The 14794-nt window shown below is 33.6% G+C and carries 10 protein-coding genes; 4 read left to right on the forward strand and 6 right to left on the reverse strand.

The genetic code is table 11. The annotated features are described in order from the left end of the window. Positions 1 to 18 precede the first annotated feature (18 nt). The 6 genes from ABJM36_RS00150 to ABJM36_RS00175 all read right to left on the reverse strand — a co-directional run bounded on the left by ABJM36_RS00150 (position 19) and on the right by ABJM36_RS00175 (position 9945). The gene (locus ABJM36_RS00150) at positions 19 to 2847 is read right to left on the reverse strand and encodes a metalloprotease (protein ID WP_348447919.1); all 2829 of its coding nucleotides are present in this window, start codon (positions 2845 to 2847) and stop codon (positions 19 to 21) included. A gap of 137 nt (positions 2848 to 2984) precedes the next feature. Then, on the reverse strand, positions 2985 to 3674 hold the full coding sequence (locus ABJM36_RS00155; RefSeq protein WP_348447921.1) for a TIGR00730 family Rossman fold protein: 690 nt from the start codon (positions 3672 to 3674) through the stop codon (positions 2985 to 2987). A gap of 68 nt (positions 3675 to 3742) precedes the next feature. Next, a complete protein-coding gene (gene uvrA / locus ABJM36_RS00160; protein WP_348447923.1) occupies positions 3743 to 6574 on the reverse strand; it encodes an excinuclease ABC subunit UvrA in 2832 nt (943 codons plus the stop codon). 286 nt (positions 6575 to 6860) lie between these two features. Then, positions 6861 to 7580: a hypothetical protein gene (locus tag ABJM36_RS00165; RefSeq protein WP_348447926.1), complete on the reverse strand. Its 720-nt coding sequence runs from the start codon at positions 7578 to 7580 to the stop codon at positions 6861 to 6863. 72 nt (positions 7581 to 7652) lie between these two features. Beyond that, the gene (ggt, locus tag ABJM36_RS00170; protein WP_348447928.1) at positions 7653 to 9350 is read right to left on the reverse strand and encodes a gamma-glutamyltransferase; all 1698 of its coding nucleotides are present in this window, start codon (positions 9348 to 9350) and stop codon (positions 7653 to 7655) included. Beyond that, entirely contained in the window at positions 9343 to 9945 is a 603-nt protein-coding gene (locus ABJM36_RS00175) for an acyl carrier protein phosphodiesterase (RefSeq protein WP_348447930.1), read from the reverse strand. Before ABJM36_RS00175 ends, ggt begins: the two co-directional genes overlap by 8 nt. A gap of 68 nt (positions 9946 to 10013) precedes the next feature. Here ABJM36_RS00175 and ABJM36_RS00180 point away from each other — a divergent pair, with 68 nt between their 5' ends. The 4 genes from ABJM36_RS00180 to ABJM36_RS00195 form a co-directional block, all read left to right on the forward strand. After that, complete coding sequence (locus ABJM36_RS00180; protein WP_348447940.1) at positions 10014 to 11054, forward strand: acyltransferase; 1041 nt, start codon at positions 10014 to 10016, stop codon at positions 11052 to 11054. Then, positions 11054 to 12442: a phosphoglucosamine mutase gene (glmM, locus tag ABJM36_RS00185; protein WP_348447932.1), complete on the forward strand. Its 1389-nt coding sequence runs from the start codon at positions 11054 to 11056 to the stop codon at positions 12440 to 12442. Before ABJM36_RS00180 ends, glmM begins: the two co-directional genes overlap by 1 nt. 464 nt (positions 12443 to 12906) lie before the next feature. Then, positions 12907 to 14232, forward strand: coding sequence for a dicarboxylate/amino acid:cation symporter (locus ABJM36_RS00190; RefSeq protein ID WP_348447934.1), 1326 nt, complete (start codon positions 12907 to 12909; stop codon positions 14230 to 14232). 114 nt (positions 14233 to 14346) lie between these two features. Further along, a partial coding sequence (locus ABJM36_RS00195) for a rhodanese-like domain-containing protein (protein ID WP_348447936.1) occupies positions 14347 to 14794 on the forward strand: 448 nt, incomplete at its 3' end.

A 14794-nucleotide genomic window follows, 5' to 3' on the forward strand; every position in this document is an offset into this window, starting at 1 on the left:
TTCAATAATTAAAATGATTTAAAACCAACGTCTTCTAAACAGGCCAAGTAGGGCTTGAGGGTCTGCCGTAAATTTTATACGGATTTTTTGATCGTAACGTGGCTGCCCCATTTCCCAACCTAAATTTGAGTATACAGGCAGGTAAACTTCAAAGTAATCGGTTACTAAATTTATTCGAATTCCAGAGTCATAAACAAACTTAGGGTTATTAAATTTGTTTTTAACTAATCCTACATCACCATAGGCAAGAATATAGTTCCAAAGCGTTGTACTCGCATTTAATGTGGTTATCCATTGGTTGGCAAATGGTGTTTCTAGTTTAGATTTAAATCCACCTTCTGCCTCGATATATTGCTGACTAAAAATACCTGTATCTTCAGAGCGTCCTAAGTAGTTATAATCGAAAAGATAATCTGTTGGGCGGTCTAATGCAAAACTAAAATAGTTAGAATTTAAATTGGTTCTGTTTGAAAGAAAAACACCTGCAAAGGCTCTTATATTTAATTGTCTGTTGCTTTCAAAAAGGCGTCTAAATTCATAATTAAAGGATACTTTACTAAATTTATCGGCAATTTGAAAATCGGTATTCCATTTACTAAATTTAATGAGATTATCGTTTGAATTGATATACCTAACATTAAAAATACTGTAGTTTGGTTCATTGGAAGCCGGATTAGTTAAGTCTTGGTCTCTATGAATGTTAACATGTCTTAAACTTAATGCCTGACGTTTGTTGGACCTAAAATCGTTATTTTCTCTAAATAGAAATTGTACCGATGGTGTTATTTGTCTAACAAATAAATCTTCTCCAAAGGAACTGTATCCGGCTGCAATACCATAGTGTATGGTATATAGGTTTTTGTTTTGAATGTAATGGGTTTTAAATGCAGAAGCAGCTCCAGTTAAGGACCTAGATTTAAAGGAATATCGAGGCGCTATTTTGTAATTAAATAATTTTCTTAAAACGGTTTTGTTATAAATTTTGGCACCCGCAGTAAAACCATCATAAATATTATTGTATTCTACAATGGGCATAAAAAACACTTGATTATAATAGGGATCTTCTATATCTTGAAATAATCGGAATTGTAAGGGCTTGTTGTTAAAAAAGAATCCTTTTAAAGATTTCCAATTGTCCCTTAAATTAAATTCTGGTATGGTGTTGTTATAGTTCAGTACCAATTTGTTGACTTCTTTACTAGGAATGGTAATGGTTTTACAGCCTTTAATGTTTTCTACCCATCGTTTGGCAATTACACTATCGTTATAAAGGCTATATAAAGAAATAGGCATGTTGTTATTACCTTTATTTTTAATGGTTAAGGTAATAGAGTCCTCGGTTCTTTTTACTTTACTTATTTTGAAATCTATTTTTTTTCTAGTGCTCAAATAGTCCTCAAAAAACCAATCTATGTCTTTGTCGGTTTTAGATTTTATAAAGGTTTCAAAATCTTTAGTCGTGGTTTGTTTTAGTTTATTCTCTTTAACAAAAGTTTCAATACTGTGTTCTACAATATCTTGATTTACAAAATCATCAAGGTATTTAAGTCCGACGCCTGCTTTGTATTTATTGGCTATGTTTTTGTTGAATTTTAATAACGAATCTTTAGCCATGGTTAATGGTTGATCTCGATTCGTTCTGGCCATGAGCATATAGGATAATACATATTTGTCATTAAAACTCATATCGGCAGCATGAAAGGCTCTTACTCCCCAGAAATTAGCAATACTCCCCAGAAATTTCATGTTTGGGTAGTGCCTTTCCACATACTTCATTAAATAATAAATTTGGATCCCATCAATTAACCATTGTTCCTTTCTAGGGTTTAATAGCAGTGTGTTTTCTAAATAATTATGTAATGCAATTTTTAAATATTTTAATTCGTATTGAAAATGATTAGGGTATGTTTTTATAAAACTAGGTAGAAAATTTAAGCCGTAAATAGGGTCTTTATTGTAATCAATTTGAGAAAGTAGTAGTTTTTTGTGGGGGTATTCACCAAAGATTTCAAATAGAAAATTTTTAACTTTTTCATTAATTATAACCTTTTCAACGATATCAATTTCTTCATCTTTAATGTTCGAAATTATAGATAGTTTTCCGTCTTGTAGAGTTTTAAAATAAGATCCTTTTGTTAAAAATAATCTGTTGTTATTTCTGTTTAAACCTTCGAGTTTAGTAATTTGTTTTTTAGGCAGTTGCTCTGTTTTAATTAAATCTAAATCTGAAGTTAATGTGTAACCATTTGGATATTCTATTTCTAGGTTAACATCTGAAATTGGGATATATAAATCGTCTAAATTTTTATTACTATAATAGTGCCATGCTCCGTTATAAACAGCCGGTGTAATGTACCAGTACCTAAGGTTAACATTTCCCGTTTCCGTAATTCCGTAGTCCGTAAATTTAGAGTTAGGAATTTTTACCAAATATTCTAAATCTAAATTATACGTACCGTTTGGTTTTAGCGGGTCTTTTAGAGCTACCTTAAGAATGTCTATTTGATTTATTAGATGCTTAAATTCTAATTCTTTACCGTTTTGTTTAATTGAAGTGATAACAGAAAATCCTCTATCTTCATTTTTAGCAAGATGAAAATTGTTATTATATTCGTCTGCAATACGATTAGCTAATGGCGTTTTTTTTGTTGAATAACTATTATTCCAATCGTTAAGGTAAATGGTGTCTAATTCGACCTCTGTGGTGTTTTGATATTGAATAGACTGCGATATTTTTATTTGTTTATTTTCTATATTAAAAATAGCCTTGATATCCGTTTTGTTTTGAGCAAAACCAGTGAGGCAAAAACACAGTAAAATCAAACAATTAAAATATCTAATTTTCAAATTTTAAATAACATTTAAGGTTAATAGATTCATGTACGGCGCTGCAAGATAACAAAATATGATGGCTTTAAACTTGACAACATTAGTAAATTTATATTTCATGTAGTATAAAAAAATAAACAGCTAATACCTTATTTTTAGAAATTTGGACTGTAACCAGATTCTTTGTAAAACCCATCTAGAATAGTAATAACCTCATCGGCCGTATCCACCAAATGAATAAGGTCTAAATCCTTTTCGCTAATGTTTCCAAACCCATCAAGTAGCGTCTTTTTTACCCAATCCATAAGGCCTTCCCAGAAATCTGTTCCCACAAGAATAATTGGGAATCTTTCACTTTTATTGGTTTGAATAAGTGTTATAGCTTCAAAAAGTTCATCTAAAGTGCCAAAACCACCAGGCATAACTACAAAGCCTTGAGAATATTTAACAAACATGACTTTTCTAACAAAAAAGTAATCGAAGTCTAAGCTTTTATCAGGGTCTATATAAGGATTGTCATGCTGCTCGAAAGGCAAATCGATATTTAACCCAACTGATGTTCCGCCTCCTAAATGTGCGCCTTTATTTCCAGCTTCCATAATACCAGGGCCACCTCCAGTAATAACGCCGTAACCTGCCTCCACTATTTTTGTAGCTACATTTTCGGCAAGTTTATAGTATTTGTGACCAGGCTTAGTTCTTGCAGAACCAAAAATAGAAACGCAAGGGCCTATTTTGCTCATTTTTTCAAATCCATTAACAAATTCGCCCATAATTTTAAAAATGGCCCAAGAATCGTTTGTTTTTATTTCATTCCAACCTTTGTGATGTTTTTCTTTTCTCATTGTATGTTTTTTATTTCTGCACATACAGAAATTTTATTGTATCTATCTTTTGCCTAAACTCAGGCTCGCTAATTTAATTCTTTTTTAAGAAACTTAGCCGTGTAACTTTTTTTGTGTTTTATGATATCTTCAGGGGGTCCCTCAACCACAACTTGTCCGCCGCCTTTTCCACCTTCATAACCAATATCTATAATATGATCTACGGTTTTAATAACATCAAGATTATGTTCTATAATAAGTACGGTGTTACCCTTGTCTGCCAATTTATTTAAAACCAACATTAATACCCTTATATCTTCAAAATGTAAACCTGTGGTTGGCTCATCTAAAATGTAAAATGTGTTTCCTGTATCGCGTTTGGAAAGTTCGGTTGCTAATTTTATACGTTGCGCTTCGCCTCCAGAAAGGGTTGTACTTTGTTGTCCTAGAGTTATATAGCCTAAACCGACATCCTTAATGGTTTTTAACTTTTTATGAATTTTAGGAATATGCTCGAAAAACTCTACAGCCTCATTCATGGTCATATTCAGCACATCGCTAATGTTTTTTCCTTTGTAGCGAATCTCAAGTGTTTCACGATTAAAACGTTTACCTTGGCAGGTTTCGCATTCTACATAAACATCTGGAAGGAAATTCATTTCAATAACACGTAAACCACCACCTTGACAAGTTTCGCAACGTCCGCCCTTTACATTAAAACTAAAACGACCTGCTTTATAACCTCTAATCATCGCTTCTGGTATTTTAGCGAATAAAGCTCTAATTTCGCCAAAGGTACCTGTGTAAGTTGCCGGATTACTTCGCGGTGTTCTCCCGATAGGCGATTGGTTAATATCGATAACCTTATCTATATGCTCTAAACCTTTTATGCTTTTATAGGGCATTGGTTTTTTTACGCCATTAAAGTAATGGGCGTTAAGAATAGGGTATAGGGTTTCGTTAATTAATGTGGATTTACCGCTACCAGAAACACCAGTAATACCAATCATTTTCCCTAAGGGTAGTTTTACCGATACATTTTTTAGGTTGTTACCGGTACAGCCTTTTAGTTCTATATAATTTCCGTTTCCTTTTCTCCGTTTTTTGGGGATTTCAATTTCTTTATTTCCGTTTAAATAATCGGCTGTTAAAGTATCATGAGTTTTAAGTTCCCCTGGGGTGCCAATACTAATTATTTCGCCACCGTACTTTCCTGCTTTAGGACCAATATCAATAACATAGTCAGCGCGTTCAATCATATCCTTGTCATGCTCTACAACAATAACAGAGTTTCCTATATCTCTAAGTGATACTAGAGAATTAATAAGTTTTTCGTTATCGCGCTGATGTAAACCTATACTTGGCTCATCTAGAATATAAAGGACGCCCACAAGTTGTGAGCCAATTTGAGTAGCTAAACGAATACGTTGCGCTTCGCCACCTGATAAGGATTTTGAGCTTCGGTTTAATGATAAATAATCTAAACCAACATCTAATAAAAACTGAATTCTAGATTTTATTTCCTTTATAACTTCTTCGCCAATTTTTAATTGTTTTTCTGAAAGGGTTTCGTTTAAGGTACTAAACCAATCGGCTAGCTCAACCATATCAGTATTAGCTAGTTCGGCAATGTTTTTGTCGTTTATTTTGAAGTAAAGTGATTCTTTTTTTAAGCGAGAGCCTTTGCAAGTAGGACATTCTACCTTATCCATATAATCTTTTGCCCAACGTTTTAAAGATCTAGATTCGGCGGTGTTATATTGGTTTTCAATAAAATTTGCGACGCCTTCAAAGTCTATTTTATAATCGCGGGTAACACCTAATGTTTTACTTTCAACCGAAAACTTATCATTTCCACCATATAAAATAATTTGTTTGGCTTCTTGAGGAATTTCTTTATAAGGATCGGTTAATTTAAAATTAAAACGTTGTGCTATGGTTTCTAGTTGTTTAAAAATCCAACTATTTTTTTGCGGACCGTGAGGTGCTAATGCGCCGGCTTTAATGGATAACGTGTTGTCCGGAACAATTTTAGATTCATTTATTTGATACAGCGTACCTATACCATTACAATTAGAACATGCACCTTTTGGTGAATTGAACGAAAAGTTATTGGGTTCTGGGTTAGGATAGGAGATACCGGAGGTAGGACACATTAAACTTCTACTAAAATAACGCGTTTCGTTAGTGTCTTGGTCGATTACTAAAAGCACATCTTCACCATGATACATGGCTGTGTTTATGGTTTCTGTTAGGCGTTTATCGTTATCTACAGTATCGTTAATTACTAATCTGTCGATTACAATTTCAATATCATGATTCTTGTAACGATCTAATTTCATACCTTTTACAATATCTCGAATCTCGCCATCAGTTCTTACTTTTACAAAGCCTTGTTTGGCTATTTGTTCGAATAATTCGCGATAATGTCCTTTTCTAGAACGTACTACTGGAGATAATACATTGATGCGTTTGCCATTAAAATCTTTAATAATAAGAGCTTTAATTTGCTCGTCGCTATAGCTTACCATTTTGTTGCCTGTATTGTAACTGTAGGCGTCACTAGCACGTGCAAATAGGAGTCTCATAAAGTCGTAAATTTCCGTAATAGTTCCTACTGTGGAACGTGGCGATTTACTTGTTGTTTTTTGCTCTATGGCGATAACAGGTGAAAGACCATCGATTTTATCGACGTCTGGTCGTTCCAACCCCCCTAAAAATTGTCTAGCATAAGCAGAGAAGGTTTCAATGTAACGACGCTGTCCTTCAGCATAAATGGTATCAAAAGCTAAAGAAGATTTTCCGCTACCTGATAATCCTGTTATGACTACAAGTTTTTCGCGTGGAATAGATACATCAATGTTTTTAAGATTGTGTACCCGTGCTCCTTTTACTTCTATAAAATCTGTGAATTGGCTCATAAATTGGCAAAGTTGCGAAGTTACGCTTTTTGGGATTAAAAATGAAGTGGGTTTGACTTGTTGTTTGTTAAATAGTTATGACCTTTAAGTTGGTTAATTCAGGAGATTAAAAGGAGAGGGGAGTGCGGTTACCTTAAAAATTTGATAACAAGAAGTTAACTGTTTCACCTCTGTTGGGTATTCGAGGACAGTTCAAAGTCTGACGTAGAGAAAGCGGTGACTTATAGCCCTTCGGTTAGGTTTTTGATTATAGGTTAGTACACGGCTTTAAGGTTGCTTAAAAAAATTACTCTGTTGTTTTTAAATGGTCGATTTCTAAACCGAAAAATAAAAAATTATGAAATGTTGGCAATTGTGCCCCAGTTTCAGTTGTGGTCCAATCGCTCCAAGAGGCTTCTAACCCTTCTATTGGCAAAATAGATACCCACATTTTAAAGGCTGTGGGTTTGCCATTATTGTCCATGAGCCATAAGTAAGAATCGCCAGGGGTTGAGCCACCGGATTTATAAGTGACTAATAGGGCTTCTTTAGTATTAATGTTTACTAATCTGCGCTCTACGCCTTTATCGAATACTTTATATGGAGCGACTAGCCAAAACGAATCGTTATTAAAATAGCTTAAAGCTTTTTCAATGAGCTCTTGAGCCATATTACTTTTATTAATAAAATTATTTATGTAAACCTTACTTTTTGAAGTGTCGTTTAAGTTTAAAACAACCTTGTATTGTTTCCAATACACGTTGCAAATATTCTTGCTTTTATCCCATTCGTAATGGTGTCTTTTTTTAAAGGTCCATTCTATATAATTGGTGTTTTTATAAGCTTGGTAATCTAGTGCGTTTAGCATTTTGTTAGCCAAAGCATCGGCTTGCTCGCCTTGAATTCCTATTGGTAAATCTTCGTTATGTGTTATGTACATATATCCATAAAGCAGAAGGGTTGGAAGTGTGAAAAAAATGACTACTCCAGCAATTATTTTTAATACTTTTTTTGGTTTTATAGACATAAAAACAAACTTGTTAATGAAGGTTTATTCAACCAAATTATTAAAGATGGTTGGTTTATTAAAGGAAAAAGTTTAAAAACCGACAGCCGTATCATCTCCTCGATAATCGGCACCACCTTCGTACGAGTTGTCGTCTAAAACAAGAATACCATCTACTATACCAATTACTGGGGAGTCCTCCTCATTAACTGAATATCCTAATTTTTCTAGGTTGTTTATGAGATCGCTGTTAAATTTATTGGGTTCCATTCTAATTTCGTCCGGCAACCATTGATGATGAAAACGAGGCGCATTAACGGCTTCTTGCATGGTCATACCAAACTCATGTACATTTAATATAGTTTGCAAAACGGAAGTTATTATGGTGGATCCCCCAGGCGTACCAAGTGTCATATATAATTTGCCGTTTTTCTCGACTATAGTTGGTGTCATGGAACTTAGCATACGTTTTTGAGGTTCAATTTTGTTAGCTTCTGCTCCAATTAGTCCAAACATATTTGGGGTTCCAGGTTTACTACTAAAATCGTCCATTTCGTTGTTTAAAAAGAAGCCTAATTCCGAGCAATATAATTTAGAGCCATAGGCACCATTTAGAGTGGTAGTTACAGCAATGGCATTACCAAATTGATCGACTATAGAGTAGTGCGTGGTTTCGTCGCTTTCTACCACTTGAATGTTACCATGTGAAACACGGTTTGATGGTGTAGCTTTTTCAAAAGAAAAATCTGCCATCCTACCGTTTAAATAGTCTTCTTTAATTAAAGTTTCTACGGGTACATTAACAAAGTCTGGATCGCCTAAATAATAACTTCTGTCGGCATAGGCGCGACGTTCTGCTTCAGTAATTACTTGAATGGCTTTTTGAGTGTTATGTCCGTAAGTTTCTAAATTAAAGGGCTCTAGCATTTTCATTATTTGTGCTAAACAAACACCGCCACTAGAAGGGGGAGCCATAGATATTATTTTTAAATTGTCGTAACTAAACGTAGTTGGGGTGCGCCATTTTGCTTCGTAGCTTGATAAATCTTCTTCGGTCATTATACCGCCATTGTCCTGTATAAACTTAGTAAGTATCTTGGCTGTCTCGCCTTTGTAAAACTCATCCCTTCCATCTTTTAAAATACGTTGTAAAGTGTTTGCTAGGTTGGGATATTTAATGGTGTCGTTTGCTTTCCATGGCTTATCGAAGATTATAGAATCTTTATTCGCTTTAAGGAATAAAGGTTGATATTTTTTAAATTTGGCTTCTTGCTTTTTAGTAACAACAACCCCTTGTTTAGCCAATTCAATTACGGGAGTAATTATGGTTGCTAAAGGCAAGGATCCTAATTTTTCGTGGACTTCAAAAACACCAGCAATGGTTCCAGGAACCCCCACAGCCATGGCGCCTAAAGTGCTTTTTTCTGGTATTATATCGCCATTGTCGTCTAAATACATGTCTTTAGTAGCTCCCAAAGGCGCTTTTTCTCTAAAATCAATAGAACCTATGTCACCATTAGCTTTTCGGTAAACCATAAAACCACCGCCACCTAAATTACCAGCATATGGGTAAGCTACAGCTAAAGCCAATTGGGTGGCGCACATGGCATCAAAAGCGTTTCCGCCTTTTTTTAATATACCGTTTCCTATTTTAGAAGCTTCGGCACGCGCCGAAACCACCATAGCATTTTTTGTAATTAACCCTCGTGTTGTTGCCGGATTATTATGTTCTCTTTTACATGAAACAAAAAGGCTTAAAATAATAGCTATTCCTAATAAGTGTTTAATCATTGAGTTCTTGTTTTATTTGTTCTAATTTTTGTTTCGATGAGGCAATAAGTTCTTCAAAGAAATCTGAGAATTCGGTTTCAAATTCGGTGTAAAAAGCTTCAAGCTCCACAACAGCCTCATTCATACTAGCACGATTTTTAGTTCGACGATTCATCCCGTCTAAAACCTTAGAAATCCCTTCAATAGAAGCATAACTTAAAAGCCAATTGTCAGCAAGCAAATAAGGCATCATCTTTTGTATTCTTAAGGGTAAGATGTCAAAATTTTCTTCTAACGCATCGTAAAAGGATTCTACATACGTGTCTAAAGGAATGTCTGAATATGTATTCCAGTTTTTAGCTAAAAAATGATCGTAGAGAATATCTACAATAACACCGGAGTAATGTCCATATTTTTCGTGAAGCCTTTTAGTGCTTAGTCTAAACGTTTTATGTGCATCGGTATAACTATCAATATGTCTATGTAATAGAATGCCAATTTGAATCTCTTTTGGGTAGGTTTTATACTGTTTTCCTTTAATACCATCGGCAATAAAGTTTCCAATGGTTATTAAATCGTTGTCACCAGATAAATAAATATGGGCTAAGTAGTTCATTGAATAAATATATGTATTTTTGAAAGCTAAACCATATATTTTTGAAGAAGCTTCCAAACTTAGATGCTTTGCGCTTTTTTTTAGCATCGTTAGTTCTTATTTATCATCTTCCCAATTTATCAAAGAATCAAGGACTTCCGTATTATAATGATTTACCTATTTTTAATAAAGGGGTAGAGGCGGTTTATGCTTTTTTTGTTTTGAGCGGATTTTTAATTATAAGATCGATTTATCTCGAAAAAGAAAAGGGGACTTTTTCAATACGTAATTTTTATCTAAGGCGAATTTTAAGAATTTTCCCTTTGTACTATTTAATATTAGTTTTTGGTTTTTTGTTTTATCATGTTTTATTGCCCAATATTGGTATTTCATTTGAAAATAATTATAGTTTAATAGAAGGACTTTTTCTTAGTATATTCTTTTTTCCAAATATTTTTGCATTTTCACACGACCCTGGAGGGATTTTAAAGATTCTATGGTCTATTGGTATTGAAGAACAATTTTATTTAGTAATTGCACCATTGCTTTTTGTTCTAAAAAAAACTAAAATATTACATGTCTTGATTGGTATTACACTTTTATATTTTTTAGTGTTTCATTTACAAAATAACACGTATTTGCGAAACCATTATTTTGTCTATTTTTATTTGCTAGCAGGAGGTGTTATTGCTGTCTTAGAGAAGAAAAAAAAGTTAGAATTTTTAAAAATATCTATCGCAATTCCTATTCTAATTGTTTGCTCTTCAATTTTGTATTTTTTCACAAATATTTTTCAATTTGAAGATTTATGGCTTACAAACTTAACATCTATGATAGTGTTATCTCTTTTTATACATTCTCTAAGCTGTAATAATTTTGGGTTTAAAATAAAAATTAGAGTTCTAAATTATTTTGGACAAATATCATATGGGATTTATATGTTCCACGTAATATCACTTAATGCGGTAGTTTTCATATTTATAAAATTAAAAGAATTTGTGTTTTTTAGTAATATCATTACTATTATATTAATAAATATTTTAACATTTGTATTAACCATAGTATTGGCTCATTTTTCATATACATATTTTGAAAAACCATTTTTAAAACTTAAAACTAAATTTAGATAATGACACTTATAAAATCAATTTCAGGTATTAGAGGAACCATTGGCGGTCAAGTAGGCGAGAATCTTACTCCTATTGACGCAGTAAAATTTGCCTCGGCTTATGGTGTATGGTTAAAACAACAACGCCAAAAGGAAGACTATAAAGTTGTAGTTGGTAGAGATGCTCGTATTTCTGGTAAAATGATTCAAAATTTAGTTATGAATACCTTAATAGGTTTAGGTATTGATGTTGTAGATGTTGGTTTATCTACAACACCAACCGTAGAAGTTGCAGTACCCATGGAACATGCAGATGGTGGTATAATTCTAACTGCAAGTCATAATCCAAAACAATGGAATGCCTTAAAATTATTAAACGAAAAAGGAGAGTTTTTAGATGCCGTTGAAGGAGCTAAGATCCTTGACATCGCAGAAAGCGATACTATGGAATTTGCCGATGTTGATAATCTTGGAAAAATATCAAAAAACAAAGCTTATATAGATTTACATATTATTGAAGTTCTAGATCTAGATCTTGTTAATGTAAAAGCCATTGAAGAAGCCCGTTTTAAAGTGGTTGTAGATGGTGTGAACTCTACTGGAGGTATTGCAATTCCGTTGCTTTTAGAGCGTTTAGGCGTAGAGGTTGTTAAGCTATATTGCGAACCAAACGGACAATTTCCTCATAATCCCGAACCTTTAAAAGAACACTTGACAGATTTATCTTCAGAAGTTAAAAAGCATAATGCCGATTTTGGTATCGTTGTCGATCCAGATGTAGACCGTCTTGCTTTTATGGATGAAAACGGTGATATGTTTGGTGAAGAATACACCCTTGTAGCCTGTGCAGATTATGTTTTAGGTAAAACCCCAGGGAATACTGTAAGTAATATGAGTTCTACAAGAGCCTTGCGCGATGTTACCGAAAAACACGGTGGTACTTACGAAGCTAGTGCCGTTGGCGAGGTAAATGTTGTAAAACTCATGAAAAAAAATAAAGTTGTTATAGGTGGCGAGGGCAATGGTGGTATTATATATCCAGATGCACACTACGGTCGCGATGCCTTGGTTGGTGTAGCCTTATTTTTAAGCTTATTAGCTGATAGAAACATGAGAGTAAGCGCCCTTAGAAAATCCTACCCTAGTTATTTTATGGGTAAAAAGAAAATAGAATTAACCCCAGGTTTAGATGTTGATGGTATTCTTAAAACCATGGAAGAGCGTTACAAAAACGAGCAATTAACAACTATCGATGGTGTTAAAATCGATTTCTCCGAAAGTTGGGTGCACTTGCGTAAAAGTAATACAGAGCCAATTATTAGAATTTATACCGAAGCAAAATCGCAAGAAGAAGCCGATGCTTTAGGCGACAAAATTATAAACGAAATAAGCGCTATTGCTGGAATATAAGTTTTATGATACTATTATCCTGCTTATAGGTGATCCTGAGCGCGGTCGATGGACTATATCTTTTTTAAACCACGTTATTACAAAAATTAAATAGCGTGGTTTTTTAGTTTGATATATTATTTTACATAATTTCAGTTTTTATTAGGTTTTAAAATGGATGAGCCTGTCTTAAGTCTAGAAGAAAAGCTTTAATCGGGGCTAAATTATATGTTAAGGCTGTTTTTACTTTGATGTCAAAGCTTTAACATTAAAACGTTTATTTTACAAAACAGACTTGTAAACGATTGATTTTTATTAAATAATATTACGTCAAATCTATTTTGTGATGAGAATTTTATTGCTAAAAATCCTATTTGTTACTTTATATTTAAAATAGTTATATTGTGCTGAATTAGAAATTGACATTTTAAAAAATTTAAAACCTAACTAAAGCCTCTTTTTTGAGAGAGGGTACGAGAGACTTTATGAAAAAAATAGCATTGCATTGGAAGATTATTATAGGAATGATTTTAGGAATCATTTTTGGTTTTATAATGAATACCGTTGATGGTGGGAAAGGATTCGTAACCGACTGGGTTGCTCCTTTTGGAACCATATTTATAAATCTTCTTAAGCTAATTGCTGTGCCTTTAATTCTAGCATCTTTAATTAAAGGTATTTCAGATTTAAAAGATATATCTAAAATTAAATCTATGGGTTTACGTACCATAGGAATTTATGTGTCAACCACTATAGTTGCCATTGTTATTGGTTTAAGTATTGTAAACGTGGTTAAACCAGGCAACGGAATGCCAGAAGAAACTATCGAAAAAATTAAGCTTAAATATGAAAATGATGCTGGTGTAACTGATAAATTAATGAAAGCTTCGGCACAAAAAGAAGCAGGACCTTTACAAGCTTTAGTCGATATTTTTCCCAGTAATATTTTTAAATCCTTTGCAGAGGCCTCTATGCTTCAAGTTATTTTCTTTGCCATTTTTGTTGGTATTTGTTTGCTTTTAATTGGGGAGAAAAAGGCAAAACCATTAATAGATTTCTTCGATTCTTTAAACGAGGTCGTGATGAAAATGGTAGATTTAATTATGCTTTTCGCTCCTTACGCTGTATTTGCTTTATTAGCAAATGTTATTATTGCTTTCGATGATGTCGAAATTTTAATCAAACTTTTATATTATGCATTCTGCGTAGTTGGAGGGTTAATTTTAATGATCGGGTTCTATTTAATTTTGGTGAGCGTGTATACCAAAAAGTCACCTATGTGGTTTTTAAAAGAAATAAGTCCTGCGCAATTATTAGCATTTTCTACAAGTAGTAGTGCTGCAACGCTTCCTGTTACCATGGAGCGTGTTGAAGAACATTTAGGAGTCGATAAAGAAGTTTCTGGTTTTGTATTACCCGTAGGTGCCACCGTAAATATGGATGGTACTAGTTTATATCAAGGTATTGCTGCAGTATTTATTATGCAGGTTATTTGGCCAGAAGGTTTAACCTTTACTAATCAATTGGTTATTGTGCTTACTGCATTATTAGCATCCATAGGAAGTGCGGCGGTACCAAGTGCAGGTATGGTTATGTTGGTTATTGTGTTAGAATCTATAGGGTTTCCGGCGGAATTATTACCTATTGGTCTAGCTCTTATTTTTGCGGTTGATAGACCACTAGATATGTGTAGAACCGTTGTAAACGTAACTGGCGATGCTACCGTATCTATGATTGTAGCAAAGTCATTAGATAAATTACATGATCCAAAACCAAAGGAATGGGACGATAATTATGAAGCCGTCAAGTAAGCTAAGATTCTACACTAAAATATCCTAGTCTATATTTTGGTGTGTTCTAAATTTCTTTTAAATTTATATCAAGCGAAATATATCTTCTGTTTTCGTATAATAAAAACAGTATAAATGAATTCCAATATAGCGTTAATATCGCCAGTAGTGTCTGCGGAATGGCTTTATGAACATAAAAGTGCCGAAAATTTAATCATTCTAGATGGTACAATAAACAAAGTTTTTAATCCCGATTCCCAGCAAATTCAAAATGCGAGATTGTTCGATATTAAAAAGAAATTTAGCAATCTAGACGATCCGTTTCCTAGTGCATTTCCAAGTACTAAGCAGTTTGAAAAGGAGGCTAGGGCGCTAGGTGTTAATAATGATAGTGCTATTGTGGTTTACGACGATAAAGGTATTTACTCTAGCCCACGCGTTTGGTGGCTGTTTAAAGCTTTTGGATTTACAAATGTTGCTGTTTTAAACGGTGGATTTCCAGCATGGAAAAAAGCTGGTTTTGCTACAGAATCCATGAAGAATTACACTGGTGAATCTGGCGATTTTATAGCAAATCTACAGC

The sequence above is a fragment of the Algibacter sp. genome (genome assembly GCF_039977455.1).
Taxonomy (GTDB): Bacteria; Bacteroidota; Bacteroidia; order Flavobacteriales; family Flavobacteriaceae; genus Algibacter_B.

Coding starts and splice junctions, on each gene's coding strand:
- ABJM36_RS00155 (WP_348447921.1), bottom strand. CDS start 3,674: ATGAGAAAAGAAAAACATCACAAAGGTTGGAATGAAATAAAAACAAAC.
- uvrA (WP_348447923.1), bottom strand. CDS start 6,574: ATGAGCCAATTCACAGATTTTATAGAAGTAAAAGGAGCACGGGTACAC.
- ABJM36_RS00165 (WP_348447926.1), bottom strand. CDS start 7,580: ATGTCTATAAAACCAAAAAAAGTATTAAAAATAATTGCTGGAGTAGTC.
- ggt (WP_348447928.1), bottom strand. CDS start 9,350: ATGATTAAACACTTATTAGGAATAGCTATTATTTTAAGCCTTTTTGTT.
- ABJM36_RS00175 (WP_348447930.1), bottom strand. CDS start 9,945: ATGAACTACTTAGCCCATATTTATTTATCTGGTGACAACGATTTAATA.
- glmM (WP_348447932.1), top strand. CDS start 11,054: ATGACACTTATAAAATCAATTTCAGGTATTAGAGGAACCATTGGCGGT.
- ABJM36_RS00190 (WP_348447934.1), top strand. CDS start 12,907: ATGAAAAAAATAGCATTGCATTGGAAGATTATTATAGGAATGATTTTA.